21 protein-coding genes are annotated in these 25,262 nt (G+C 70.7%); 14 read left to right on the top strand and 7 right to left on the bottom strand.

All coding sequences use genetic code 11. From position 1 onward, the window contains the following. Positions 1-67: 67 nt before the first annotated feature. From PHN62_RS05205 to PHN62_RS05175, 7 genes are all read left to right on the top strand, one after another. On the top strand, positions 68-802 hold the full coding sequence (locus tag PHN62_RS05205) for a pyrimidine 5'-nucleotidase (RefSeq protein ID WP_300147284.1): 735 nt from the start codon (positions 68-70) through the stop codon (positions 800-802). A gap of 114 nt (positions 803-916) precedes the next feature. Continuing rightward, positions 917-2,512 (top strand): HlyD family efflux transporter periplasmic adaptor subunit, encoded by a 1,596-nt coding sequence (locus PHN62_RS05200; protein WP_300147281.1) that lies wholly within the window; start codon positions 917-919, stop codon positions 2,510-2,512. After that, positions 2,509-5,772, top strand: coding sequence for an efflux RND transporter permease subunit (locus PHN62_RS05195; RefSeq protein WP_300147279.1), 3,264 nt, complete (start codon positions 2,509-2,511; stop codon positions 5,770-5,772). Before PHN62_RS05200 ends, PHN62_RS05195 begins: the two co-directional genes overlap by 4 nt. A 175-nt stretch (positions 5,773-5,947) precedes the next feature. Continuing rightward, positions 5,948-7,546 carry a 2,3-bisphosphoglycerate-independent phosphoglycerate mutase gene (gene gpmI, locus PHN62_RS05190; protein WP_300147276.1) on the top strand — a complete coding sequence of 533 codons (1,599 nt, stop codon included), beginning with the start codon at positions 5,948-5,950 and terminating at the stop codon, positions 7,544-7,546. Beyond that, positions 7,543-9,024, top strand: coding sequence for a peptidoglycan DD-metalloendopeptidase family protein (locus PHN62_RS05185; RefSeq protein ID WP_300147274.1), 1,482 nt, complete (start codon positions 7,543-7,545; stop codon positions 9,022-9,024). The genes gpmI and PHN62_RS05185 overlap by 4 nt, the downstream gene beginning before the upstream one ends. An 8-nt stretch (positions 9,025-9,032) precedes the next feature. Then, positions 9,033-10,409, top strand: coding sequence for a S41 family peptidase (locus tag PHN62_RS05180; protein WP_300147272.1), 1,377 nt, complete (start codon positions 9,033-9,035; stop codon positions 10,407-10,409). 103 nt (positions 10,410-10,512) lie between these two features. After that, positions 10,513-11,913, top strand: a complete 1,401-nt coding sequence (locus tag PHN62_RS05175; RefSeq protein ID WP_300147270.1) for a S41 family peptidase — start codon at positions 10,513-10,515, stop codon at positions 11,911-11,913. A 9-nt stretch (positions 11,914-11,922) separates the two neighbouring features. On the opposite strand, the gene PHN62_RS05170 is transcribed toward PHN62_RS05175, so the two are convergent. Continuing rightward, the gene (locus PHN62_RS05170) at positions 11,923-12,600 is read right to left on the bottom strand and encodes a TetR/AcrR family transcriptional regulator (protein WP_300147267.1); all 678 of its coding nucleotides are present in this window, start codon (positions 12,598-12,600) and stop codon (positions 11,923-11,925) included. Positions 12,601-12,701: 101 nt separating this feature from the next. Here PHN62_RS05170 and PHN62_RS05165 point away from each other — a divergent pair, with 101 nt between their 5' ends. Continuing rightward, a complete protein-coding gene (locus tag PHN62_RS05165) occupies positions 12,702-13,139 on the top strand; it encodes a hypothetical protein (RefSeq protein WP_300147265.1) in 438 nt (145 codons plus the stop codon). A gap of 55 nt (positions 13,140-13,194) precedes the next feature. Here PHN62_RS05165 and PHN62_RS05160 read toward each other — a convergent pair whose 3' ends face one another. Then, on the bottom strand, positions 13,195-14,349 hold the full coding sequence (locus tag PHN62_RS05160) for a type III PLP-dependent enzyme (RefSeq protein WP_300147262.1): 1,155 nt from the start codon (positions 14,347-14,349) through the stop codon (positions 13,195-13,197). Between the two features lie 160 nt (positions 14,350-14,509). Between PHN62_RS05160 and PHN62_RS05155 the strand changes: the two genes are divergently transcribed. After that, a complete protein-coding gene (locus PHN62_RS05155; protein ID WP_300147260.1) occupies positions 14,510-14,956 on the top strand; it encodes an Lrp/AsnC family transcriptional regulator in 447 nt (148 codons plus the stop codon). Between the two features lie 102 nt (positions 14,957-15,058). Here the strand turns inward: PHN62_RS05155 and PHN62_RS05150 are convergent, their stop codons facing one another. Further along, positions 15,059-16,087, bottom strand: coding sequence for a CorA family divalent cation transporter (locus PHN62_RS05150; protein ID WP_300147257.1), 1,029 nt, complete (start codon positions 16,085-16,087; stop codon positions 15,059-15,061). 2 nt (positions 16,088-16,089) lie between these two features. Further along, positions 16,090-17,382 (bottom strand): aminotransferase class I/II-fold pyridoxal phosphate-dependent enzyme, encoded by a 1,293-nt coding sequence (locus PHN62_RS05145; RefSeq protein ID WP_300147254.1) that lies wholly within the window; start codon positions 17,380-17,382, stop codon positions 16,090-16,092. A gap of 120 nt (positions 17,383-17,502) precedes the next feature. Between PHN62_RS05145 and rsmD the strand changes: the two genes are divergently transcribed. The 4 genes from rsmD to lexA all read left to right on the top strand — a co-directional run bounded on the left by rsmD (position 17,503) and on the right by lexA (position 21,078). Continuing rightward, complete coding sequence (gene rsmD, locus PHN62_RS05140) at positions 17,503-18,096, top strand: 16S rRNA (guanine(966)-N(2))-methyltransferase RsmD (protein WP_300147249.1); 594 nt, start codon at positions 17,503-17,505, stop codon at positions 18,094-18,096. Positions 18,097-18,111: 15 nt separating this feature from the next. Beyond that, positions 18,112-18,867: an SIMPL domain-containing protein gene (locus PHN62_RS05135; protein WP_300147246.1), complete on the top strand. Its 756-nt coding sequence runs from the start codon at positions 18,112-18,114 to the stop codon at positions 18,865-18,867. A 7-nt stretch (positions 18,868-18,874) separates the two neighbouring features. Beyond that, a complete protein-coding gene (glp, locus tag PHN62_RS05130; protein ID WP_300147243.1) occupies positions 18,875-20,083 on the top strand; it encodes a gephyrin-like molybdotransferase Glp in 1,209 nt (402 codons plus the stop codon). Between the two features lie 254 nt (positions 20,084-20,337). After that, positions 20,338-21,078, top strand: a complete 741-nt coding sequence (gene lexA / locus PHN62_RS05125) for a transcriptional repressor LexA (RefSeq protein WP_300147240.1) — start codon at positions 20,338-20,340, stop codon at positions 21,076-21,078. Between the two features lie 103 nt (positions 21,079-21,181). Here lexA and msrA read toward each other — a convergent pair whose 3' ends face one another. From msrA to PHN62_RS05110, 3 genes are all read right to left on the bottom strand, one after another. Continuing rightward, a complete protein-coding gene (gene msrA, locus PHN62_RS05120) occupies positions 21,182-21,838 on the bottom strand; it encodes a peptide-methionine (S)-S-oxide reductase MsrA (protein ID WP_300147237.1) in 657 nt (218 codons plus the stop codon). 167 nt (positions 21,839-22,005) lie between these two features. Next, on the bottom strand, positions 22,006-22,842 hold the full coding sequence (locus PHN62_RS05115) for a TIGR02186 family protein (protein WP_300147235.1): 837 nt from the start codon (positions 22,840-22,842) through the stop codon (positions 22,006-22,008). Continuing rightward, the gene (locus PHN62_RS05110; protein ID WP_300147232.1) at positions 22,821-23,777 is read right to left on the bottom strand and encodes a sulfite exporter TauE/SafE family protein; all 957 of its coding nucleotides are present in this window, start codon (positions 23,775-23,777) and stop codon (positions 22,821-22,823) included. Before PHN62_RS05110 ends, PHN62_RS05115 begins: the two co-directional genes overlap by 22 nt. A gap of 165 nt (positions 23,778-23,942) precedes the next feature. On the opposite strand from PHN62_RS05110, the gene PHN62_RS05105 reads away from it, so the two are divergent. Continuing rightward, the gene (locus PHN62_RS05105; RefSeq protein ID WP_300147229.1) at positions 23,943-25,253 is read left to right on the top strand and encodes a TIGR01620 family protein; all 1,311 of its coding nucleotides are present in this window, start codon (positions 23,943-23,945) and stop codon (positions 25,251-25,253) included. The last annotated feature ends 9 nt before the right edge of the window (positions 25,254-25,262 follow it).

Here is a 25,262-nt window from a genome sequence, read left to right as displayed (position 1 = left end):
AAATCCCTCGCCTTCCCCGGCGAGTTGGGGCAAGGCTCCCGCAAGGCCCCTTGCAGGAGAACCCGCCATGCTCCCCCCGACCCGGATCCCCCCGCCCGACCTCTCGGATCCCGCCGTCCGCCGCGCGCTCCGCGAGGATTTCGCTCAGGTCGAGGCCTGGGTCTTCGATCTCGACAACACGCTCTATCCCTACACCCCCGGCCTCTGGACCGAGGCCGAAGCCAACATGACCGCCTGGATCGGCGATCTCCTCGGCCTCGATCTCGAAGAGGCCCGCAAGCTCCAGCACGCATATCTGGAGGAATACGGCCTCACCGCGCGCGGGCTGGCGATCCATCACGGCGTCGATCCCGTCGCCTTCATGGCCGAGACCCACGACCATGTGCCCATCGAGACCGTCGCGCCGGATCCCGCCCTCGCCAAGGCGCTGGCGGCTCTGCCGGGGCGGCTCTTCGTCCACACCAACGCCCATCCCACCCACGCCGAACGCCTGCTGAAGCGCGTCGGCATAGACGGCCTCTTCGCGCAGGTCTTCACCGTGGCCGACCTCGATCATGAGCCCAAGCCCAATCGCCGCGCCTTCGAGCTCGCCGCCGAGCGCGGCGGCTATGATCCGCGCCGCGCCGCCATGTTCGAGGACGCCGCCCGCAATCTGATCATCCCCCACGAGATGGGCATGCGCACGGTTTACGTGCCTTCGCCCTCTCCCTGGGCGCAGAAAGGCGCGGACGGCCCACAAATCGCCCATGTCGCCCCGGATTTGACCAGATTTTTACAGGCCTTGACCTCGCAGGCGGATTAGGAACCCAATACGGAATCGCGCGTTTTTTATTCTCACAAAACGGATTTTCCTGCGACCGTCTTCAGCCTGTCGCGCGTATAGCGCCTGTTGGATTTCGGACGAAGGAGACCGGTCATGCGCTTTCTGGCGCGCGCGCTGCGCGGTTCGGCGATCTTGCTGGCTTGCTTCGCCCTGCTCGCCTATGGCGGCTGGCGGATGGTCGAGGCGCAGAGGATCGCCGCCCAGAGGCCCGCGCCCCGGCCCGCGCCGGAACGCAGCTTCACCGCCCCCATCGAGGCCTTCGCCCCGGATTCCTCGGCCCTGACCACGACGGTCTTCGGCCAGATCGAGGCTCCGCGCAGCCTGGAGCTGCGCGCGGGCGCGGCCGGACGCATCGTGGCCCTGGGCGCGGGGGGAGGCGGCGACTTCCGCGACGGCGCCCTGGTGCGCGAAGGCGAGATCCTCGCCCGCATCGACCCGGCCGCCACCGACACGCGCTCCGCCGACGCCCGCGCCGCCCTCGCCGACGCCCAGGCGCGGCTCGCCACGACTTCGGGCAATCAGGGCCTGCGTCAGGCCGAACTCGACTCCGCCCTCCAGCAGCAGGCCATCCGCGAAGACGCCCTGTCGCGTCAGCAGCAGCTGGCCTCTCGGGGCTTCGCGGCGCGCACCGCCGTCGAGACGGCCCAGATCGCCGCCAACTCCGCCCGCCAGGAGGTCGAGACGCGCCGTCAGTCCCTCGCCTCTTTGCAGAACGAGATCCGTCAGGCGCAGCTCGCCGTGGAGCGCGCCCGCCTGACCCTCTCCGACGCCGAGCGCGCCGGAGCCGAAACCGTGCTGCGGGCGCCTTTCTCGGGCGTGCTCAACGCCGTGAGCGCCGCCGCCGTGACGGGCCGCATGGTCTCCGCCAGCGAGACCCTCGGGACTCTGGTGGATCTCGGCGTGCTGGAGGTCCGGTTTCAGGTTTCGGGCTCGGAATACGCCCGCCTGACCGACGGCGCCGGAAAGCTCAAGCCCCTGACGGCCCGCGTCTCGCTGACCATGAGCGACGGCGTCCAGAGCCTGCCCGCCCGTCTGACCCGCATCGGGGCGGCGGTGGCTCAGGGCCAGGGCGGCCGCACGCTCTACGCGGCGCTCGACGAGGGCGGCGGCCTGCGTCCGGGCGACTTCGTGCGGATCGAGATCGCCGAACCCGCGCTGGACGCCCTCGCCCGGGTTCCGGCCTCGGCCCTGACCGAAGACGGCCGCGTGCTGGTGTTCAATCGTCAGGCGGGCCGCCTTGAGGAGATGACGCTCGAAATCCGCCGCCGCTCGGGAGACTGGGTCTATGTGGCGGGCGCCCCCATCGGATCGGAATACGTGACCCAGCGCACGCGCCAGCTCGGGCCGGGGGTGCGCTTCCGCGACCCCGCCACGCCCGAGGCGCCCGCCGCCGGACCCGGCGGCTTCGGAGCAGGCTTCGGCGGCCAGCGCGGCCAGGGCGCCGCCGGGGCTCCCCAGGGCCAGCGCCCGCAAGGCGAGCATCCCCAGGGAGAACGCCCCCAGGGCGCGCCCGGCGAAGGCCGTCCGCAGCGCCCCGAAGGCGGCTGGAGCGGCGAGCGTCCGCAAGGCGGCGCTCCGGGCGAAGGCCGCCCCCCGCGCGGCGAAGGCGGTCCTCGTCCCGAAGGTCGTCCCTCGGCTCCGCCTTCCGCCTCGGCCCTCGAAGCCCCCCGCACCGGAGACGCCTCATGAGCGCCCAGGAGAAATATCGTCCGCGCGGAATCCTCGGGTATTTCGTCGCCCATCCGACTGCGGCCAATCTGCTGATGGCGCTGATGCTGGTCGCGGGGGTCTGGTCGGCCTTCAATCTGCGGGCGCAGTTCTTCCCCGACGTGGTTCAGGAGACCATGATCGTCTCGGTCTCCTGGACCGGGGCGGGCGCCGAGGACATGGACCACGGCGTGGTCGAGGTGCTGGAGCCCAGCCTGATCGCCGTCGAGAACGTGGCTTCGGTGCGCTCCAACTCCCGCGAGGGCTCGGCCAGCATCACGCTGGAGTTCGAGCCCGGCACGAACATGATGCAGGCCGCCGAGGACGTTCAGGCCGCCGTGGATGGTCTGCGGCGCTCTCTGCCCGCCGAATCCGAAGTCCCGACGATCCGTCGCGGCGGCTGGTCCGACAAGGTGGTGGACGTCTCGATCTCCGGCCCGGTGGGCGTGGAGCTGCTCGCCCGCTACGCCGACGAGCTCAAGGCGGCGCTCTTCCGGGCGGGGGTGCAGCAGGCGACCATCTCCGGCGTGACCGATCCGAACATCCGCGTCGAGGCCCCCAACGGCGCCCTCGAACGCGAGGGCCTGACCCTCAACGACGTCGCCGGGGCGATCACGGGGGCTTACAAGGCTTCTCCGGCGGGCGAACTGGAGGCGGCTCAGGCGCGCATCCGCGTGGGCGCCGACCGCACCACCGCCTATCAGATCGCCGAGACCCCCGTGACCGTGCGTCCCGACGGCGCGCGCATCCTCGTGCGCGACGTGGCGGAGGTCCGGGAGGACGGGCTCGATTCCGGCGTGGCCTATTTCCGGGGCGATCAGCCCGCCGTTCTGGTGAGCGTCTCGCGCGGCCCCACGGGCGACGCCCTGAAGCTCCGCGCCGCCGTGCGCGAGACCGTCGACTCCATCGCCCCCACCCTGCCCGCGGGCGTGGAGATGACCCTCATCCGCGACCGCGCCGAAAGCATCAGCGGGCGGCTTCAGATCCTGATCTCGAACGGGATCATGGGCCTTGCGCTGGTGCTGGTCTCGCTGTTCCTGTTCCTCAGCGCGAGCATGGCCTTCTGGGTGGCGGCGGGCATCGCCACGGCCACGGCGGCGACTCTGGCGGTCATGTATTTCATGGGCATGACGCTGAACTCCATGTCGCTCTTCGCGCTGATCATCTGTCTGGGCGTGGCGGTGGACGACGCCATCGTGGTCGGCGATTACGCCGACTGGATGCGCCGTCGCGGCTTCGGCCCCGGAGCCGCCGCCGAACGCGCGGCGCGCCGGATGCTCGGCCCGGTGATCGCGGCCTCGGCGACGACCATCCTCGCCTTCGGCGCGCTGCTGCTGATCGGCGGACGCTTCGGCGACATGATCAAGGACATCCCGATGACCATCGCGGCGGTGCTGATCGCGAGCCTCTTCGAGAGCTTCGTGATCCTGCCCGCCCACATGCGCCACGCCATGTCCAGGGCGCCGGACGCGAAGGCCTGGTACGACGCCCCGAGCCGCTTCGTGGACAAGGGCTTCGCCTGGTTCGTGGAGGCCCTCTTCCGGCCCTTCGTCGCCTTCATCCTGAAGATCCGCTATCTGGTGGTGGCGGCGATGGTGATGCTGCTGATGATCAGCGCCTCGGTCTTCGTGGAGGGCAAGCTCCGCTGGCGCTTCTTCTCCTCGCCGGAGCAGGGCGAGATCACCGCCTATTTCGCCATGCTCGACGGCTCGACCCGCGCCGACAGCATCGCGATGTCCGCCGAGATGGACCGCGCCCTCGAAGCCGTGAACCGCCGCTTCGAGGCGGAATATGGTCGGGCGCCGGTGGCGACGGCTCTGGGCCGCGTCGGCTCGGCGGGGCGGGGCCTGAGCAACGTCGAGGCCAAGGACGTCGATCTGCTCGGCGCCTTCGAGGTGGAGCTGATCGACGCCGATCTGCGCCCCTATCCGCAACAGGAGATCATCCGGGCCTGGACCGCCGAGATCAAGCCTCATCCGCGCATGGAGCAGTTGTCGCTGACCGGCGCGCGCAGCTTCGGCGGCGGCGACGGAATCAACATCCGCCTGAGCGGCGCGAACGCCGAAGTGCTCAAGGCGGCGGCGGAGGACCTCAAGCTGCGGCTCGGGCAGGTCTCGGGGGTCAGCACGCTGGAGGACACGCTCTCCTATGACAAGGTGGAGTATGTCGTGACCCTGAACGCCCAGGGGCGCGCGGCGGGCTTCACCGAGGCGACCCTCGCCGCCGAGATGCGCCGCAAGCTGACCGGAATCGAGGCGGCGGAGTTCGTCCGCGACGGCCGGACGGTCAAGGTGGTCGTCGAGCCGCCCGACGAGGAGATCCGCGCCGACTACCTGACGAACGTGCGTCTGCGCTCGCCTTCGGGAACCTACATGGCGCTGTCGGAGATCGCCGATCTGGCGACGCGTCAGGGCTTCGCCTCGGTGCGGCGCGAGGGCGGCCTTCGGGTGGCCACGGTGACGGGCGACCTCGCCGAAGACCCCGCCCTCCAGAACGAGGCCCGGCGCATCGTCGCGGAGGAGATCCTCCCCGAAGTGACGGCCCGCCACGGCGTCAGCGCCGAGCAGGGCGGCGCCATGGCCAACGAACAGCAGTTCCTCGGCGACGCGCTGAACGGCTTCGCCATGGCCATGGTGGGCATCTATCTGACTCTGGCCTGGATCCTCGGCTCCTGGACGCGGCCCCTGATCATCATGTGCGTGATTCCCCTGGGCATGATCGGGGTGATCTGGGGGCATTACCTCCACAACGAAGCCCTCAGCATGTATTCGATCATCGGCGTGATCGGCGTGGCGGGGATCATCGTCAACGACTCCATCGTGCTGGTGACCACGGTGGACGAATATTCTCCGAAACGCGGACTGATCCCTTCGATCGTCCAGGGCGCCTGCGACCGTCTGCGCGCGGTCTTCCTGACGACCATCACCACGGTTCTGGGCACCGCGCCCCTTCTGCTCGAAACCAGCGTCCAGGCGCAGTTCCTCAAGCCGACGGTGATCTCGCTGGTCTACGGCCTGGGGCTGGGCTCGACGCTGGTTCTGGTGGTGGTGCCTGCGGTTCTGGCGATCCAGCAGGATCTGACCCTCTCGCTGAAGGCCTCGGGACGGGTGCTCTGGGGCGGCGCGCGCAAGCGCAAGGGCTTCGGCAGGCGCAAGCCCCTCCTCCCCCTCGCCGAGCCCCTGCCCGCCGCCCCCACCCCCGAGGAGCTGGACGCCTACGCCATGCGTCAGGCGGCGGAATAGGCCCCTCCGGAGGCTCGAAGAGACGTGGACGCCGCTTCCCTTCCGGGAGGCGGCCTTCCGTCTTTCACGCTCCATGCGCCTTCCCGTTCACATGGCGTTAACCGCGACGCCGCCATGCTGGACGCCGGGCGGGGAACGCCTTATTCTGCGCGGGTTTCCGGCGTTCGCATCCGAAATGGCCTCCATGACTTCGACCCTCTCCGCCCAGGCGCGCCCGCAGATCAGGCCGGTCGTGCTCTGCATCCTCGACGGCTGGGGCCTCAGCCCCCGGCTCGAAGCCAACGCCGTGGCGCTGGCGGAGACGCCCGCCTATGATTCCCTCATGGCCGCCTGTCCGCATGCGACCCTCACGGCCTCCGGCGAGGACGTCGGGCTGCCCCCCGGCCAGATGGGCAATTCCGAGGTGGGCCACACCAACCTCGGCGCCGGACGCGTGGTCTGGATGGATCTGCCGCGCATCGACAAGGCCATCCGCGAGGGAAGCCTCGCCCAGGCCCCCGCCCTGCGGCGGCACATCGAGAAGCTCAAGGCCTCGGGCGGCGCGAGCCATCTTCTGGGGCTGATGTCGCCGGGCGGCGTCCACGCCCATCAGGATCACATGGCGGCTCTGGCGCGGATCCTCCGGGCCGAGGGGATTCCGGTCCTGATCCATGTCTTCCTCGACGGGCGCGACACGCCGCCTTCGAGCGCCCTCGGCTATCTGGCGGAGTTCGAAGCGCAGCTGGAGGGCTCCGGCGCGCAGATCGCCACGGTTTCGGGCCGCTTCTACGCCATGGACCGCGACAAGCGTTGGGAGCGCGTGTCTCTGGCCTACGCCGCCATCGCCCGCGGCGAGGGCCTGCGCTTCGGCTCGGCCCGCGAGGCCGTCGAGACCGCCTACGCCCGCAGCGAGACCGACGAATTCGTCGCGCCTTCGGTCATCGGCGCTTATCTCGGCGTCAGGGCGGGCGACGGCCTGCTGATGGCGAATTTCCGCTCCGACCGCGCGCGGGAGATCCTGTCGGCTCTGGCCGATCCGGAGTTCGCCGCCTTCGAGCGCCCTGCGCCCGCCTTCGCGGATCTCTGCGGGATGGTCTCCTATTCCTCCGCCCACGACGCCTTCATGTCGGCGATCTTCCCGCCGCAATCCATCGCGGAGGGCCTCGGCGAGACGATCTCGAAGCTCGGGCTGAAGCAGCTCCGCCTTGCGGAGACCGAGAAATACCCCCATGTGACCTTCTTCTTCAACGGCGGGGTGGAAAGCCCCTATCCGGGCGAGACTCGGTTCATGGCGCCCAGCCCCAAGGTCCGCACCTATGACCTTCAGCCGGAGATGTCCGCCCCCGAAGTGGGCGCGGCTCTGGCGGCGTCCATCCGCTCGGGCGAACAGGATCTGATCGTCGTGAACTTCGCCAATCCCGACATGGTGGGCCATACGGGGATTCTCGCGGCGGCCATGGCCGCCTGCGAAGCCGTGGATCACGAGCTTGGCGAGGCCGTCGCGGCCATTGAAGAGGTCGGGGGCGCGATGCTCGTCGTGGCCGACCACGGCAACGCCGAGGTCATGACCGATCCCGAAACCGGCGAGCCCCACACCGCCCACACCCTCAACGAAGTCCCCGTGATCCTTCTGGGCGCGGAGCGGATCGGCGGAGAGGCGGGCGCCGCGCGCCTCGCGCCGGGCGGCCGCCTGGGCGACGTGGCCCCGACCCTGCTCGACATGCTGGGTCTGGATCAGCCCGCCGCCATGACCGGGCGTTCGCTGCTGATCCGCCCGGGGAAGGGGGCGTCATGACGCCCGCCCGCCTTGCGTCCGCCCGCCTTGGGACCGCCCGTCTTGCGCCCGCCCGCCTTGCGCGCGCTCTGGCCCTGCCCTTTCTGTTCTGTCCGCTGCTGTTCTGGCCCGGCCTCGCCGGCGCCCAGACCTCGCCCGCCGATCTGGCGGCCCAGGCTCGGGCTCAGGCCGAGCAGGCGGCCCTGCTCGCCGCCGAGGCCGAGGCCGCCGCCGGACAGGCCTCCGCCGATCAGGTCCGCATCGACGCCCTGGAGGCCGCGCTCCGCGCCGCGCAGGAGGCCGCCGAGGACGCCCGCGAACGCCTGACCGACCTCACCCGCCGCCAGTACGAGGCCGAGGACCAGCTCCATCGGCGCAAGGGCGAGCACGCCGCCGCCTTCGGCGCGATGATCAGTCTGGCCAAGGCGCCCGCCCCGACCCTCGCCGCCTACAGCGACCGCCCCGCGCAGGCCGCGCGGGCGGCTTCGGCGCTGTCGGGCCTCGCGGAATCCCTGGAGCGCGACGCCCGCCAGATGCGCGACGAGATCGGCGAGATCGGCGCCCTCCGCCGCGAGACCCAGGCCGCCCAGGCCGAAGCGCTGGAGCGCATCGAGGCCGTGCGTCAGGAGGACCGCGCGCTCAAGGAGGCCCTGCGCGACAGCCGGGGCCGGGGCGCCCTCGCCGGAGAACGGGCCGAAAAGCTGCGCCGGGAATCCGAGGAGCTGAACCGCCGCGCGGCGGATCTTCAGGCGGCCATGGTCCAGGCGGCCCAGGAGCAGGCCCGGCTTCAGGCAGCCGCGCTCGCCGAGGCCCAGGCCGCCGCCCAGCGCGCGGCCATGGCTCAGGCTCAGGCGGCCATGGCCCGGTCGCCGCAGCCCTCGGAGAATCCCCGCCGCCTGCCCTCCGCCGAGCCCCTCCCCGGAGCGGGCGCGAACATGAGCTTCGGCGCGGGCGCCGATCTGGGGCTCGGCTTTTCGCCGCCTGCGCCCGGCCCGGGGCCTCTGGCGGGGCCTTCGGTCGAAACGGCCTACGCCGCGCCTCCGCGCGAGACGGTCCGCCAGATCTACGAGGCGCCGCCCCAGAACCTCGGAGGCCAGCGCGCCCGCGCGCCGGTGATGGGCGCCCGCCTCATGGCGCGTTACGGCGACCGGCTCTCCAACGGCCATCGCAGCGACGGCCTGCATTACGAGGCGGAAGCGGGCTCTCTGGTCTACGCGCCCTTCGCGGGCGTGGTGGAGTTCGCGGGCCCGATGAAGAACCTCGCCAACGTGGTGATGATGCGCGTGGATCGCGACCATCATGTGCTCCTCGCCGGGCTCGGCGACCTCGACCCCAAGATTCTCGAACGCAAGGGCGTGCAGCTGGCGGCGGGCGAAAGCCTCGGCCGGCTCTCCGCGCCCCACGAAGGCCGCACTCTGGCCAGCTTCTACCTCGAACTTCGCCGCGGCGACGCCATCGCCGATCCTTCCCCCTGGTTCGGCGATCTCAACGAAAGGTGACTCTCGTGATGAACAGAACAGCAATGGCCGCCGTCTTCGGCCTCGCCGCAGGCCTGGCCTTCGGCGCCCCCTTCATCGCCCCGAGCGTCGCTCAGGAGACCGCGACCACCGCCCGTCCCGCGGCCCCCGCCTCGGACACCTACGACTACCTGAACCTCTTCGGCGACGTCTTCGAGCGCATGCGCAAGGATTACGTCGAGCCCATCGACGACCAGAAGGTTCTGGAGGCGGCCATCAACGGCATGCTCGCCTCTCTGGATCCGCATTCGGGCTACATGCCGCCCGAGGCCTACAAGGACATGCAGACCGAAACCCGCGGCGAATTCGGCGGCCTCGGGATGGAGGTCACGATGGAGAACGGCATCCTGACCGTGGTCTCGCCCATCGACGAGACTCCGGCGGCGCGGGCGGGCATCCGGGGCCGCGACGTCATCACCCACATCGACGGCGAATCCGTGGACGGGCTGACGCTCAACCAGGCCGTCGAGAAGATGCGCGGCCCGATCAAGTCCAAGGTCACGCTGAGCATCTACCGCGCGCCCTCCGAGGACGACGTCTCGGCCGACGCCAAGGAGACCTTCGACCTCGAGCTGGAGCGCGACGTCATCCGGGTGCGCGCCGTGCGCTGGGAGGCCAAGGGCGACATCGGCTATCTGCGCATGACCCGCTTCAGCGAACAGACCTACGACAACCTCGAAGCCGGGATCAAGGCGCTGAAGGAGGAGATCGGCGAGGACAAGCTGCGCGGCTACGTGCTGGATCTGCGCAACAATCCGGGCGGGCTGCTGAGCCAGGCGGTCGCGGTCTCCGACGCCTTCCTGGAGCGCGGCGAGATCGTCTCCACCCGCGGCCGCGAGCCCCGCGACGCCGACCGCTACAACGCCCAGCCGGGCGATCTGACCGGCGGCCTGCCCATCGTGGTTCTGGTCAACGGCTCCTCGGCCTCGGCGGCGGAGATCGTGGCGGGCGCGCTGCAGGATCACCGGCGCGGCGTGGTCGTGGGTCAGAAGACCTTCGGCAAGGGCTCCGTCCAGACGATCATGCCTCTGGCGGCGCGCGGCGCCATCCGCCTGACCACGGCGCGTTACTACACGCCTTCGGGCCGCTCGATCCAGGGCCTCGGCATCGAGCCGGACATCGTGGTCGGCAATCTGAAGATCCAGACCCCCGAGGCCGCCGCCGCCGCCTCGCGCTCCGAAGCCAGCCTGCGCAACTCCCTCGCCAACAAGGACCTCACCGAGGAGGAGCGCGCGCGCATCAAGGCCGAGCACGAATCCCGCGAGGCCGCCGCCAAGCTGCGCGAAGAGGATTACCAGCTCTCCTATGCGGTTGATCTGCTCCATGGGCTCGCGGTCTACCGCGACTTCAAGCAGGCCGCCGAATAAGCTTCCTTCTCCCGCCCCGCCGGACCCCGGCGGGGCGGCCCTCGATTCCCTTCCGCGCGGAATCCCCGCGCCAGATCCGACCGCTCCCTGAAAGGCGCTCCCCGTGACCAAAGCTCAGACCAAAGCTCCTCTTGTGGCCGCCCTTCTCGGGGCCGTCGCCGGCTTCGCCCTGAGCGCGCAGTTCTCGACGCCCATCTCGGCGGAGGGCGTCCCCTCCGCGCCGCCGAAGCCTGAAACGGCTCAGGATGCGATCTACGATCAGCTCCAGCTCGTGGGCGAAGTCTTCGACCTGGCGCGCGCCAACTACGTCGAGCCCATCGACGAACAGGAGACCATGGAGGCCGCGCTCAACTGGATGGCCTATTCGCTCGATCCGCATTCGAGCTACATGGGGACCAAGGACTTCAGCGACATGCAGACCCAGACCCGCGGCGAATTCGGCGGTCTGGGGCTCAACGTCGGCATGGAGAACGGCGTGGTGCGCATCACCTCGCCCATCGAGGAGACGCCCGCCGAACGCGCCGGACTGCTCGGCGGCGACCTCATCACGCATATCGACGGCGATTCCCTCGAAGGCGTCTCCCTCGACGACGCCGTGGCGCGGATGCGCGGCCCGGTGAAGTCGAAGATCACCCTGACGATCCGCCGCCCCGCCTCCGGAGAGGGCGAGAAGGAGGCGAAGATCTTCGACGTGGAGATCGAGCGCGACGTGATCCGCATCAAGGCCGTGCGCTGGTCCGCCAAGGGCGACGTGGGCTATCTCCAGATGAGCGGCTTCACGGACCAGACCTTCGACAACCTCCAGACCGGCGTGAGCGCCCTTCAGGAGCAGCTCGGCGAGAAGCTGCGCGGCTTCGTTCTGGATCTGCGCGGCAATCCGGGCGGGCTGCTGAGCCAGGCGGTGGAGGTCTCGGACGCCTTCCTCGAACAGGGCGAGATCGTGTCCACCCGCGGACGCGACCCCGGCATGGCCGACCGCTACAACGCCCATCCCGGCGACATCACCGGCGGCCTGCCTCTGGTGGTGCTGGTGAACGGCGATTCGGCTTCGGCTTCGGAGATCGTGGCGGGGGCGCTTCAGGATCATCGCCGGGCGGTGATCGTCGGCGAGAAGACCTACGGCAAGGGCTCGGTCCAGACGATCATGCCGCTGCCGGGCCATGGCGCGCTGCGTCTGACCACGGCGCGCTACTACACGCCTTCGGGCCGCTCGATCCAGGCTCTGGGCATCGAGCCGGACATCCTCATCGGCGAGGAGACCATCGCGCCCTCGACCGCCCCGACCTCCGCCGCCCATGCGCGTTCGGAAGCGGGCCTGCGCGGCTCCCTGCGCAACGAGAACGGCGAGGACGAAGACGCCGCCAAAGCCCGCGTCGAGGAGGAGCGCAAGCGTCGCGAGGAAGCCCAGAAGCTGCGCGAGGAGGATCATCAGCTCGCCTATGCGGTGGATCTCGTCCACGGGCTGTCGATCTATCATCAGCTCCAGGCTCAGGGCGGCCGCTGAGCCCTCCGCTCATCTCCCGGGCGCCAGCGCGCCCATGAACAGCCGCAAGGCCCGCCTCAGCCGCCGCTCCGGATCCTCTCCGGAGGCGGCCCCCGCGGCGGCGCCCTCTGCGGGAGGCGACCATTCCGGCAGATGCCCGTCGGCCGCCATGCGCGCCAGCCCGTAGACCAGCGCGCGGGCGGCGAGCAGCGCCTCTTCGAGCTTCAGATCCTCGGCCAGCCGCCCCTGACTCCGCGCCGCCTCCAGCAGTCCGACCATGCGCCGACGAATGGCGGCGTTCTGGCCGCGCAGGATCTCGGAGCCTTCGAAATCCACCAGAGCGCGCGAACTGACGATCTGGAAATGCGTCGGATTCCTCAGCGCCCAGCGCAGATAGCCCACGCCGATGGCCTCGAAGGCCGCGAGCGGATCCGCCTCTCCCGCTTCGGCCAGAGCCGCCGCGACGGCCTCCGTCAGCCGCCCCCCCGCCTGCTCCGCCAGAGCGGTGAGCAAGGCCGTCTTCGAGCGGAAATGCCGGAAAGGCGCCCCCGGCGAGACTCCCGCCCGCCGCGCGGCCTCGCGCATCGACAATTGCTCGACGCCTTTCTCCGCGATGATCTCCACCGCCGCCGCGACCAGCGCCTCGGCGAGATCGCCGTGATGATAGCGCCTTGGCGGGGCGTCCTCCGCATGCTTGTCCTGGGTCATGGCTCCGCATATCGCCTCCGCGCGCCTCCGGACGCAAGACGGCTTGTGACGGGCGGCGGCTTGATGTAATCAGTGATTACATGATTCCCGGAGGAACTCCCATGCCGCGCCTGCTCCCGCTTCTGCTCCTCGCTCTGACCGCCGCCCCCGTCCAGGCCGAGGAGCCGCCCTCTCTCGAAGTCCTCTGGCCGCCCGCCGGATCGACCGTCGAAATCGGCTCCGATCCTCTGGGCGTCGTGGGCGTGGTCGTGCGGAGCAATTTCCGCCTCATGCCTGCGGGCTCCTGCGGCGAGGACGCCCGCTGCGGCCATGTCCACATGAAGATCGACCCCGACGGAGATTCCTGCAATCTGCCGGGGCGGTCCTATAACAGCATGAACAGCGATTTCGGCGGCGATCTCATCAAAGCCAATCTCGGCGCCTGCGCCGAGCCCAAAGGCCCGCATGTGATCGGGGTTCTGCTCGCCGACGACCATCATCAGCCGGTCCTCGTGGAGGGCCGCCCGGTCACGGCTCTGGTCCCGGTCGTCGTGAAATGAGAAAACCCGGCCTTCCTTGCGGAGGCCGGGCTTCCCGCGCCGAAGCAGGGGGGCTTCAGCGGGCGGCGGCGGTGGAGACCATCGCGTAGCCGGAGGCCTCGTAGCCGTTGAAGCGGGTGGTGGTCGCCGAGCCATAGGCGCCCAGACCCTCGAAGATGACGAAATCGCCCTCTTCGACGTCCGAGGGCAGCAGCGGCGCGCCGGGCATCCGGTCGAGCGAGTCGCAGGTCGGGCCGAAGACGGTGAAGGGCTGCGGCGCGCCGGAGCGCTCGACGCCCTCCGCCGAGATCACCCGGCGGCGCGGCAGGATCTTGAGGATCGGCGCCTCGGCGAGCCCGCCATAGACGCCGTCGTTGAGGAAGACCGTCTCGCCGCGCACCAGCTTCACGCGGGTCACGAGCGCGCAGGCGTCGGCGACCATGGCGCGGCCCGGCTCGCAGACCAGCGGCGGAACCGCCTCGCCGAAAGCCTCCAGGGCGGCCGCGCGGATGGAGGCGAAATAGGCCTCCAGCGGCGGAACCTCTCCGGCCTCGCCGTAGGAGACGGGAAAGCCCCCGCCCACGTTCAGACGACGCAGGCTCACGCCCGCCTCGCGGGCGATCCCGGCGGCCTTGCGGATATAGGCCGCATGGGCCGTCGCGACGAGGCATTGCGAACCGGGGTGGAAGGTCAGGCTCGGCAGGGCGCCCGCCGCCGCCACGGCGCGCAGCAGCTCCACGGCCTGCTCGGGATCGGCGCCGAACTTCGAGCCGAAGTCATAGGCCGCCCCCGCGATGGGCAGGCGGAAGCGCACCGAGATCTCCAGCTCGTTCACGAGGCCGCGGGCCTCTTCAAGGATCTTGGCCAGCTCCTGGGCGCAGTCGGCGGCGAAGACGCGCACGCCCTCGGCCAGCGCCATGCGGATCTCGGCGCGGCTCTTGACCGGATTGTGGTAATGCAGCGGGGCTTCGGGCGCGAAGGCGCGCACGAGACGGATCTCCTCGGGCGAAGCGACGTCGAAGGCCGTCACGCCCGCATGGATCAGGGCGCGGACCACGGCGGGCTCCGGATTGGCCTTGACGGCGTAGGTCGTCAGGCCGGGGAAGCCTTCGAGGAACCGCGCGGCGGTCGCCGCCAGCACGCCATGCGACAGGCAGAAGACGGGAGCCTCGGGCTGCGCCGAGACGGCGAATTGCGCGGGGGCGTCATAAACGAAAGGAGCCTGAAACATCCGTGGCGTTCCCGAAACCGAGGGGCGAAGGCCGCTGCGAGCCTGACCCGCAAAATATGCCGAAGGTTTCTGTGCGAATCGATCAGCGCATTGCGCGCCTGGACGGAATCTTCATAAGATCCGACGTCGATTTTCGTCGGATCGCGCAAATGAGGAACTCATGACGGAAGAAGTCGAGATCAGCGCCAGAGACCGCGAGCTTCTGGCCATCCTGCGCGAGAACGCCCGCACGCCCATCGCCGAGATCGCGCGGCGTCTGGGGGTGGCGCGCACCACGGCCCAGACGCGGCTCAGCCGTCTGGAGGACACCGGCGTGATCCAGGGCTACGGGGTGCGGCTCGGCGAGGCGGCGGAGCGGGGAATCCTGCGGGCGGTGGTGCTGGTGGCCGCCGAGCCCCGCGCCTACGCCTCGGTGGCGGCGGCGCTGAAGGCTCTGCCCGAGACCGAAGCCCTCTACGCCGCCAGCGGGCGTTACGATCTTCTGGCGCGGGTGGCGGCTCCGGGAGCGGCGGCTCTGGACCGCCTGCTCGACCGCCTCGCCGACGTGGAGGGCGTGCAGGACACCGAATCGGTCATCCTGCTGTCCACCAAGCTGGACCGGCGGTGATCCCGAGCCTCGCCCGGCGCAGCCGGAAGGCCTCGCGTCGCGAAAGCGCGACGACATGAAGACCTGGAGCGTCCGGACGACCCGATCGGGTCGGAAAACGCTCTAGAGCAGCTTCAGCCGCTTGATCAGCCAGATCTCCAGCCCGACCAGCCCGACGATCATGCCGCAGACGATCCAGAAGCCCCAGTGGCTCCCCGCCAGCGGAATCCCCCCGACGTTGGCGCCCAGAAGCCCCGTGACGAAGGTGATCGGCAGGAACACCGCCGACACCAGCGACAACAGCAGGATCGTGCGGTTCTGGCGCTCGTTGAGCCGCATGTACATGTCGTCGCGGACGAGGGAGGCCCTTTCGCGCAGGGCGTCCAGATCCTCGACGATGCGCTGGAATCCCACGGCCTCCTCGCGGATGGCCTCGGGATCGGTCAGCCAGGGCGGCGGCTGATGCGTCAGCCGGCGCAGGGCCTCGGCCTGAGGCGCGAAATGACGCCGCAGCATGATCATGTCCTGCCGGGCGTCGTTGAAGGTCGCGTGATGCTGCGCCGGACGCGGATCGCGCCCCGCGAGGATGTCCAGCTCGAAGGCCTCGATGTCGCTTTCGAGATCGTCGAGGATGGGCTCGGCGTTGGCGCGCAGATCCTCGACCAGCCGCACGACGAAATCGCCGACCGTCGCCGGACCGCGCCCGCCCTCGCAATCGCTGATGACGCCCCCCACCGCCCAGATGCGGCGCGCGGCCACGCTGACCACCCGCGTGGGCGTCACGAACAGCCGGATCGAGACCATGTCCTCGGGCTCGGCGCCGGGATTGAGGTTCACCGCCCGCAGCACGATCAGCACGCCGTCGTCGAAGCGCGAGACGCGCGGCGCCACATCCTCCTCCAGCAGGGCCCACATCGCCGATTCCGGCATCTCCGCCGCGGCTTCGGTCAACCAGTCGCGCGCCCTCGGCGACTGGAGCCGCAGATGCACCCAGACCCAGCCGTCTCCGGGCGCCGGAAGCTCGTTGAGCTCCGGCCCCCAGTTCAGACGCCGCGCCCGGCCTTCGGCGTCGAAGCGCCAGGCTCCGAGCAGCCCGTGGTCGATCACCGGCGGATCTCCGGCCGTCAGCCGGTCGAACGGCGACCCGGCCATGATCAGGCCGTCGCGGCCTTCAGGGCCTGCTCCAGATCGGCGAGGATGTCGGCGACGTCCTCCAGACCGATGGAGAGGCGCACGACTTCGTCTCCGGCTCCGGCGGCGGCGCGGGCCTCGGGCGTCATCTGGCGATGGGTGGTCGAGGCCGGATGGGCCACCAGAGAGCGGGAATCGCCCAGATTGGCCACCAGGCTGAAGAGCTTCAGCGAATTGACGAAGACCTTGCCCGCCTCATATCCGCCCTTCAGCCCGAAGGTGAAGACCGAGCCGCCCGAGCCCTTGAGATATTCCTCGGAGCGCGCGCGATAGGGCGAGGATTCGAGCCCGGCGTAGGAGACCCATTCGACTTCGGGGCGCTTCTCCAGCCATTCGGCGACGGCCAGGGCGTTGGAGGAATGTTTCGCGATGCGCAGCGGCAGGGTCTCGGAGCCGAGCAGCGTCAGGAAGGCGTTCTGCGGCGAGAGCGAAACCCCGAGATCGCGCAGGCCGATGGCGATGCCGTAGAAGGTGTAGGCCATGCTCCCGAGGGTCGGATGGAAGGTCAGCCCGTGATAGGAGGGCGAGGGCTCCGAGAGCGCCGGGAACTTGCCCGATCCGGCCCAGTCGAACTTGCCCGAATCCACCACGATTCCGCCGATGGTCGTGCCGTTGCCGGTGATGAACTTGGTGGTCGAATGGACCACGATGGTCGCCCCGTGCTCGATGGGGCGGCAGAGCGCCGGGCTCGCGAGGGTGTTGTCCACCACGAGCGGAATCCTGTGGGCCTCGGCGATCTTCGCCACGGCCTTGAGATCCGTCACCACGCCGCCCGGATTGGCCAGCGACTCGCAGAAGATGGCGCGGCTCCTGTCGTCGAGGGCGGCCTCGATGGCGCCGGGCTGCTCGAAGTCGACGAAGCGGGCCTCCCAGCCGAAGCGCTTGAAGGCCTGCGAGAACTGGTTCGCCGAACCGCCGTAGAGCTTGTTGGAGACGACGAAGTTCAGGCCCGGCTCCAGCAGCGGAAAGAGCGCCAGAAGCTGCGCGGCGTGGCCCGAGGAGGTGGCCACGGCGCCCGCGCCGCCCTCCAGAGCCGCGATGCGCGTCTGCAGCGCCGAGACGGTCGGATTGGTCAGGCGCGAATAGATGTAGCCGACCTCTTCGAGGTTGAAGAGCCGCGCGGCGTGATCGGCGTCCTTGAAGACGAAGGAGGTGGTTTGATAGATGGGCGTCTGCAAGGCGCCCGTGGCCGGATCGGGCGCGAGTCCGGCGTGGACGGCGAGAGTATGCAGGCCGGGCGTGGCGTCGCTCATCATGGGTCTCCGTGATCTTTCGCCGCATCTGGGGCGCTGCGTCGGACATGCCATGGCCTCGGCGCAGGCGCAAGCCGCGCCGGACGGATTCCCTTATCCGGGAGAGACGCGAAAGGACGGCGGATGCGGATCGTGGCGGGACGTTGGCGCGGAAGAGCCCTGAAAGGCCCCGAGGAAGGCCGCGCGCAGCCGCGCCCCACTTCGGACCGGCTGCGGGAATCGCTGTTCAACATCCTCGCGCACGGGGATTACGGCCCCGAGGAAGGCCCTCCGCTTCCCGAGGGCCGCCGCGTGCTGGACCTCTTCGCCGGAACGGGGGCTCTGGGGCTTGAGGCTTTGTCGCGCGGCGCGATCCGGGCCTTGTTCGTCGAGGACGACGCCTACGCCCGCAGCCTGATCCGCGACAACGTCGAGGCGCTTCAGGCCGTCGGCGAGAGCAAGATCTATCGCCGCGACGCCACCACCATCGGCCCTTGCCGCGAGACGCCCTTCGATCTGGTCTTCGCCGATCCCCCCTACCGCAAGGGTCTGGCGGCGCCCGCCCTGAAGGCGGCGGCGGAAGGCGGCTGGCTCGCGCCGGGGGCTCTGGTGGTGGTCGAGTTCGCCGCCGACGAAGAGGCCTTGCTCCCGCCCGGATTCCTGCGGCTTGATGAGCGCGCCTATGGAGAGAGCCGAATCGTCATCGCCCGGTTCCCGGGCGAGCCCTCCGGCTCCTGATTTCGGGAGGACGCGATGGAGTCGGAGAAGATCGGCGCGCGGCGCTTCGGCGGCTGGAGCGCGGTTCTGGGCGGATTGCTGATCGGGGCGGGCGTGGCCTTCGCGGGCTGGGCCGTCGGGAGCTCGCTGGTGAAGATGCGTCAGGCGGGCCGCACGGTCCATGTGCTGGGGCTCTCCGAACGCGACGTTCAGGCGACCATGGGAACCTGGCGGCTCTCCTTCCGCGGCGAGGGCGAAAGCCGCGCCGCGGCTCTGGCGGGGCACGCCCAGGCGCAGAGGGCGGTCGAGGCCTTCCTGAAGGCGGCCGGATTCCCCGAAGCCGAACTGACCCTGGAGCCCGCCTCCCTGCGCGTCGAGCGCCGGGCTCAGGAGGACGGGACCGAAACCGCGCGTTATTTCGCCGTCGGGGCCTGGCGGGTGCGCAGCCCGCAGATCGCGGCCCTGCGCAAGGCCGCCGGCGAGACGGGGAAGCTGCTGGATCAGGACGTCTGGCTCGGCGACAGCGACTACAGCTCCGGCGACGCCCCCGAATACGCCTTCACCGAGGTCAACGCCATCAAGCCCGAGATGATCGCCGAAGCCACCCGCGCCGCCCGCGCCTCGGCGCAGCAGTTCGCCGAGGATTCCGGCGCGCGCCTCGGAGCCATCGCCAGCGCGGAGCAAGGCGTGGTGCAGATCCTCGCCCGCGACGGCGGCGAATATTCCGAACGCGCCGAGCCCGAGAAGAAGATCCGCGTGGTGGCCCGCGTGCGCTATTACCTGGAGGATTGAGCCGCCCATGATTCCCGTCTCCGAGGCTCTGGAGCGCCTGCGGGCTCTGGTTCCGCCCCTTCCGCCCGAGCGGCTGCCTCTGGAGGCGGCCCTCGGCCGCTTCCTCGCCGAGGAGGCCGCCGCGCGCCTGACCCAGCCGCCTTTCGACGCCTCCTCCATGGACGGCTACGCCCTGCGCCGCGTCGAGGCCGAACCCGGCGCGCGGTTCCGGGTGGTCGGCGAATCGGCGGCGGGTCGCCCCTGGTCCGGGCGGCTCGGGCCGGGCGAGGCCCTGCGCATCTTCACCGGAGCGCCGGTTCCCGAAGGCGCGGATCAGGTCGTGATCCAGGAGGAGGCCGCCCGCGAAGGCGCGGAGATCCGGCTCCTCGAGGGGCTCGACCTCTCGGCCTCGAACATCCGGGCCGCCGGACGCGACTTCCGCGCGGGCGAGGTCCTCATTCCCGCCGGACGCCGCATCGGTCCGCGCGAGCTGGCCCTTCTGGCCTCGATGAACCTGCCGGAGGTTCTGGTGGGCCGCGCGCCCCGGGTGGGGATCCTGCCCATGGGGGACGAACTCGTGTCTCCCGGCGCGACGCCCGGTCCCGGCCGCATCGTCGCTTCGGCGCAATACGGCCTGCTGGGGCTGGCCCGTCAGGCGGGGGCGGAGGCGCGGCTTCTGCCGGTCGCTCCCGACGACCTCGACGCCCTGCGCGCGATCCTGCGCGGCGCGGCGGCTGAGTTCGATCTTCTCGTGACCATCGGAGGCGCCTCGGTGGGAGATCACGACCACCTCCGCCCGGCTCTGGCGGCGGAGGGGGCGGAGCTTGCGCTTCACCGTCTGGCGCTGCGTCCGGGCAAGCCCCTGACGGCGGCGCGGCTGGGGGGCCTCGCGATTCTCGGGCTTCCGGGCAATCCGGTTTCGGCGCAGGTCTGCGGCGAATTGTTCCTGCGTCCGGCTCTGGAGCGGCTGATGGGCGGCGAAGGCGGAGCCCGGACCCGGCGTCCGGCGCGTCTGGCGGAGGCCCTGCCCGCCAACGGCCCCCGCGAGCACTACATGCGCGCGACGCTCGAATCCGGCCCGGAAGGCGATCTGGTGCGGCCCTTCTCCGATCAGGACAGCTCCCGCGCGCGGCTGCTCACGGAGGCGCAGGCGCTGCTCGTGCGGGCGGCGCGCGCCCCGGCCGCCGGAGCCGGCGAATGGGTGGAGATCCTGCCTCTGGAGGCGCCCTGGTCCTGACGCGCCCTCCTCAAGGCGCTTTGGGAGAGGCTTTCGCAAGGTCCGGGATACAGGCCGGATACATGCGGGGAACGTCTTGACGAAGCCTCCGAACTTTCCTAGAACAATATGGGAAGAAGACGCCGCTTGGTCCGGCGCCTCCGCCGATCCTTCCGGGGACGGAGGAACGTCCGGATCCGTTCAACACATGGCGCGCATTCCGGACGGCGGCCGCCGCCCGTGCGGAGCGCGCCCCAGCCGGACCGGAGACGAGGATGCTCACGCGCAAGCAGTATCAGCTGTTGGTCTTCATCGACGCGCGCATTCAGGAAACGGGCATCTCGCCCTCCTTCGATGAAATGAAGGTCGCGCTGTCGCTGAAATCGAAATCGGGCATTCATCGCCTGATCATGGCCCTGGAGGAGCGGGGCTTCATCCACCGCCTGCCGCACCGGGCCCGGGCCCTGGAGGTGCTCAAGCGCCCCGACCGCATGGAGCGCGACAAATACGCCGCTCCGGCTTCGGCGGCGGCCTCCCCCGCGACGCCCGCGCCCTCCTTCCGCCCGAGCCTGGTCGAGGGCCGCAAGCCCGCCGAGAAATCCGCCGAACGGCCCCTTCCGCCCTCGGGCGTGATCGAGGCGCCGCTGATCGGACGGGTGGCGGCGGGCGTGCCGATTCTCGCCGAATCGAACATCGAGGCGCATCTGGCCTTCCCGGCGGCGATGGTCCGCAAGGGCGGGCCCTATTACGCGCTGCGGGTGAAGGGCGATTCGATGATCGACATGGGAATCCGCGACGGCGACGTCGCGCTGATCTCCTCCACCGACACCGCCGAGACCGGCGACGTGGTGGTGGCGCTCGTCGGCGAGGAGGAGGCGACGCTCAAGCGCTTCCGGCGCCGGGGCAGCGGCTCCATCGCGCTGGAGCCCGCCAACTCCGCCTACGAGACGCAGATCTACCGCCCCGAACAGGTGGCCATCCAGGGCAAGCTGGCGGGAATCTTCCGCTCCTACTGAAGCGAGGCCGCGCGGCGGAGCCGAGCCCCGACGGGACGCAGGCTCCGCCCGTTCAGACCCCCGGAGGATCCTCCGGGGGCTTCTTCACGCCCTTCCGCCTGCTTCAGGCGGCGGTCTCCGCGACGCAGGCCACGCCCGTTCCCTTGAGGCCGCAATAGCCCTCGGGGTTCTTCGCCAGATATTGCTGATGGTAGTCCTCGGCGAAATAGAAGGGGCGCTCTCCGGCGATCTCGGTGGTGACCGGCCCGTAGCCCGCCGCCCTCAGCCGCGCGTCGTACTCCCGACGCGTCCGCTGCGCGGCTTCGAGGAAGGCGGGATCGGCGGCGTAGATCGCCGAGCGGTATTGCGAGCCCACGTCGGCGCCCTGCCGCATGCCCTGGGTGGGGTCGTGGCTCTCCCAGAAGATCTTGAGCAGGGCTTCGTCGGTCAGGATCTGGGGATCATAGACGACCTGCACGACCTCGGCGTGGCCGGTCAGCCCCGAACAGACCTCCTTGTAGGTCGGATTGGGGGTCGCGCCCCCTGCGTAGCCCGCCGCCGTGACCTGCACGCCGGGCGCGTTCCAGAGCTTGCGCTCGACGCCCCAGAAGCAGCCCATGCCGAGGAGAACGCTGCGCAGGTTCTCCGGATGGGGGCCCTTCAGGGGCGCGCCGTTCACGAAATGACGCTCCGCGGTGGGGATCGGCTCGGCGCGACCCGGCAGGCCGCCCGGCGCGCGCCCGGCCGCAGCGGCGGCGAGGGACGAAAAGACGCCAGTCATCAAGATCTCCGAACTCCGGCGCCCTGATGCGCGCGGATCCTCCATATGGGGGATGCGCGCCCCGGAGGAAAGCCCGCAGGCCGAATATGGCGCCTGCGAGAACCGCATAAGGCCTCCGGAGGGCCGGGGCGCCCCCCCCCTCCCGACGCCGGACGCCGGACGAGGCTCTAGCGCCGGACGCGGCGGAAGATCTCCGAGGCCGTCCAGCCCATGGCGATGGCCGCCAGAACGCAGCCGATCCCGTAGAGCAGGGGCCTTTCGCGGGCCGCCCGCGCCAGAGCCTGTTCGAAGCCGCTGAGCCGCACCGGCATCAGATGGCGCGAGGCCTCCAGATAACGGCCGTTGCGCGCCATGACGATGTGCACGTCATATTCTCCGCTGACGATGTTGGGCGGCAGCGCGAAGCGCGCGCTGAAGAGCGTCTCGCCGCGCAGGCTCACGCCCTCGGGCGCGACGTGATAGACGCCCTGGCGCTCCATGCGGCGCATGGCGGCGCGCTGGAAGCTCTGGGGATCCTCGGGCTCGCCGCGCGCGTCGATCAGCTTGACGGGCTCCAGATCGGTGAGCTGCACGCCCATCCTCTGGGCCGCCGAGAGCATTTCGGAGAGCGGCCGCGTGCTGGCCACGGCGTAATAGCGGGGAGCGTCGGGGAAGCGGGCGCGGGCGCCGTTGACCCAGAGTCCGAAGCGGCGCTCCTTGCGCCAGACCACCAGAGGCTCCGTCGGGCCGCGGATGCGGATGGCGATGTCCAGTTCGCCGTCGCGTTCGGTGATGAAGCGGTTGCGCTCGACGGCGCCGAAGACCAGAAGCTCGGATCCGGCGTAGAGCGTCTGGATGGTGATCTCCTCGTCGGAGAGCGCCGAGATCAGCCGCTCCTCCAGCCTCTGGCGAGGCGCCGGAGCCGCCTCCTGCGCCGGAGCGGCGGGCGTCCAGAGCGCCGCCAGGCTCGCCGCCGCCCCGAGGGCCAGCTTCGCCGCGCGGTTCATCTTCCGCCCCTGCGCCATGCGCCCGACCCCTCCTCATGGCGGATGACGTAGAGGTCTTCGGGCCCCGGCCGCGCCACGAGGTCATAGGCGAGCCGCCCCGCCGTCACCAGGACCAGCGCCGCCAGCAGGAACTGAAAGCGTTCGGCCCGCAGCCTCGCGCCGAAGATCGCGCCGATCTGGGCGCCCACCACGCCGCCCACCAGCAGCACCAGAGCCAGCACCACGTCCACCGTCTGGTTGACGTAAGCGTGCATGAGCGTCGAGGCGGCGGCGACGACCGTGATCTGCATCAGCGAGGTGCCGACCACCACCCGCGCGGGCATCTTGAGGATGTAGAGCATGGCCGGAACCATGACGAATCCGCCGCCCACGCCCATCACCGCCGAGAGCACCCCCACCGCGAAGCCGATCAGGAGCGGCGGAATGAGGCTGATGGTCAGGGCGGAGCGCGGGAAATGGCGCTTGAAGGGCAGACGACGGATGAATTTCTCGAACCGCGAGGGCGGTCCCGGCGGCGGCGGCGGCGCGCCCCGCCTGAGCCAGTCGCGCGCCGATTCCGCCAGCATCAGCGCGCCGACGACGCCCAGCAGCGTCACGTAGGAGAGCGCCACCACGAGATCCACCTGCCCCGTCTCGACCAGCCAGCGGAAGATGCGCACTCCCGTCGCCGAGCCCAGCACGCCCGCGATCAGCAGCACGGTCCCCATGCGCGGATCGACTCCGCCGCGCCGCCAGTGGGTCAGCAGCGCCGAGAAGGAGGAGCCCGCCACATGATTGCCGCCCGTGGCCACCGCGACGGTCGGAGGCACGTTGGCGAAGATCAGCAGCGGCGTCAGCAGGAATCCGCCGCCCACGCCGAAAAGTCCCGACATGAAGCCCACTCCGCCGCCGATCCCCAGCAGCAGGCTCAGATCCACGGAAGTCTCCGCGATGGGCAGATAGATCGAGACCACCGACGCCTCCTCTCGCCCTTCGTCCGGTCCGGGGGCGCGCCCCGGTCTCCGGAGCCGGGAGCCGGGCCGGAGCAGGGTCGACGGCTCCGTCTTGCGCCCTGTCTTGCGCCCTGCGGCTCCGAGGGGCATATCCCGCATTCCGGACATGCAGCAAGGCCGAAGTTCATGACTCCTCCCCCCCCTTCCGACCAGAACGGCCCTTCCGACCGCAGCTCCAGGCGTCCGGAGATCTTCCCCGTCGATCCGCCCCGGACGGAGGCGCCCCCTCCCCCTCCGCCTCCCCCCGAGCCGCCCCCTGCGCCTCCGCCTCCGCCGCTCATGGAGCGGGCCGCCGCGCGGGTCGCGCCGCCCGAGCCCGCCGCGCCTGCGGCTCCGGTGGTCGAGCCGCGCCCCCGCTTCGAGCCCGCCGCCGAGGTCTTCCGCGACGTGGCCTCTCCGCGCGGCGGCGCGGCGGGCAAGCCCGCGCCCTTCCTGCTCAAGGGCGACGAGGTTCCTCCGGCGCCGGTCCTCTCGGCGCAGGACGCCCCCCAGCCCGATTCCCTGACGCCCCTGACCGAGCCCGCCGCCGCGGCGGCCAGCGCGGCGCGCATGGCGCGGGGCTCGGCGTTGAGTCGGCTCTTCTGGTGGGCCTTCGGCGGATTCCTGACTCTGGCGCTGTCTCTGGCGGCCTACGAGACCATCGCGGGGCTGCTGACGCGCAACCTCTGGCTCGGGCGGACGGCGATGGTCCTGCTGGGGCTGGCGGTTCTGGCGCTGCTGCTCATGGCGGCGCGGGAGCTGGCGGCCCTCTCGCGGCTCAGGCGGGCGGAGGAGACGCAGATCCTCGCGGCCCGGGCCCTGCGTCACGAGGACCGCCCCGCCGCCGAGGCCGCCCTCAAGGATCTGGAGGCCCTCGCCTCCGGACGCCCCGAGCTCGCCGAGGCCCGCGAGCGGGTGAAGGCCCTGAAGGGCGACCAGCCCGACGCCTCGGGCCTGATCGCTCTGGCCGAACGGAGCTATCTGGCGGGTCCGGACGCCTCGGCGCGTCAGGCCGCCGCCGAGGGCGCGCGCAACGCCGCCGTGGCCACGGCGCTGATCCCGGCGGGGATCCTCGACGCCATGGCGATCCTCTACATCAACCTGCGGATGATCCGCCGCATCGCCCAGAGCTACGGCGGACGCGGCGGCTGGCTCGGAGGCTGGCGGCTGATGAAGCAGGTGGCGGCCCATCTGGCGGCTACGGGCGCGGTGGCTCTGGCGGACGACCTCATCGGGCCCGCTCTGGGCGGAGGCGCCGTGGCCAAGCTCTCGCGGCGCTTCGGCGAGGGACTGCTCAACGGCGCCCTGACCGCCCGCGTGGGCGTGGCGGCCATGGAGGTCTGTCGGCCCCTGCCCTTCCATGTGCTGCCGAAGCCCTCGGCGCGCGGGATCGCCGCCGAGGGGCTCAGGGGCCTGGCCGACCGCTCGGGCGGCGAGGCGGAGCAGGCGCCGCGCTGAGCCCCGGCC

Origin of the sequence: Neomegalonema sp., assembly GCF_028688855.1 — a bacterium.
Classification (GTDB): Bacteria; Pseudomonadota; Alphaproteobacteria; order Rhodobacterales; family Rhodobacteraceae; genus Neomegalonema.
This window is presented reverse-complemented; position numbering and strand designations above follow the sequence as displayed.

Bases quoted from the DNA above. Each gene is read 5' to 3' on its own strand.
- PHN62_RS05205 (WP_300147284.1), top strand. From the start codon at position 68: ATGCTCCCCCCGACCCGGATCCCCCCGCCCGACCTCTCGGATCCCGCC.
- PHN62_RS05200 (WP_300147281.1), top strand. From the start codon at position 917: ATGCGCTTTCTGGCGCGCGCGCTGCGCGGTTCGGCGATCTTGCTGGCT.
- PHN62_RS05195 (WP_300147279.1), top strand. From the start codon at position 2,509: ATGAGCGCCCAGGAGAAATATCGTCCGCGCGGAATCCTCGGGTATTTC.
- gpmI (WP_300147276.1), top strand. From the start codon at position 5,948: ATGGCCTCCATGACTTCGACCCTCTCCGCCCAGGCGCGCCCGCAGATC.
- PHN62_RS05185 (WP_300147274.1), top strand. From the start codon at position 7,543: ATGACGCCCGCCCGCCTTGCGTCCGCCCGCCTTGGGACCGCCCGTCTT.
- PHN62_RS05180 (WP_300147272.1), top strand. From the start codon at position 9,033: ATGAACAGAACAGCAATGGCCGCCGTCTTCGGCCTCGCCGCAGGCCTG.
- PHN62_RS05170 (WP_300147267.1), bottom strand. From the start codon at position 12,600: ATGACCCAGGACAAGCATGCGGAGGACGCCCCGCCAAGGCGCTATCAT.
- PHN62_RS05165 (WP_300147265.1), top strand. From the start codon at position 12,702: ATGCCGCGCCTGCTCCCGCTTCTGCTCCTCGCTCTGACCGCCGCCCCC.
- PHN62_RS05160 (WP_300147262.1), bottom strand. From the start codon at position 14,349: ATGTTTCAGGCTCCTTTCGTTTATGACGCCCCCGCGCAATTCGCCGTC.
- PHN62_RS05155 (WP_300147260.1), top strand. From the start codon at position 14,510: ATGACGGAAGAAGTCGAGATCAGCGCCAGAGACCGCGAGCTTCTGGCC.
- PHN62_RS05150 (WP_300147257.1), bottom strand. From the start codon at position 16,087: ATGGCCGGGTCGCCGTTCGACCGGCTGACGGCCGGAGATCCGCCGGTG.
- PHN62_RS05145 (WP_300147254.1), bottom strand. From the start codon at position 17,382: ATGATGAGCGACGCCACGCCCGGCCTGCATACTCTCGCCGTCCACGCC.
- rsmD (WP_300147249.1), top strand. From the start codon at position 17,503: ATGCGGATCGTGGCGGGACGTTGGCGCGGAAGAGCCCTGAAAGGCCCC.
- PHN62_RS05135 (WP_300147246.1), top strand. From the start codon at position 18,112: ATGGAGTCGGAGAAGATCGGCGCGCGGCGCTTCGGCGGCTGGAGCGCG.
- glp (WP_300147243.1), top strand. From the start codon at position 18,875: ATGATTCCCGTCTCCGAGGCTCTGGAGCGCCTGCGGGCTCTGGTTCCG.
- lexA (WP_300147240.1), top strand. From the start codon at position 20,338: ATGCTCACGCGCAAGCAGTATCAGCTGTTGGTCTTCATCGACGCGCGC.
- msrA (WP_300147237.1), bottom strand. From the start codon at position 21,838: ATGACTGGCGTCTTTTCGTCCCTCGCCGCCGCTGCGGCCGGGCGCGCG.
- PHN62_RS05115 (WP_300147235.1), bottom strand. From the start codon at position 22,842: ATGGCGCAGGGGCGGAAGATGAACCGCGCGGCGAAGCTGGCCCTCGGG.
- PHN62_RS05105 (WP_300147229.1), top strand. From the start codon at position 23,943: ATGACTCCTCCCCCCCCTTCCGACCAGAACGGCCCTTCCGACCGCAGC.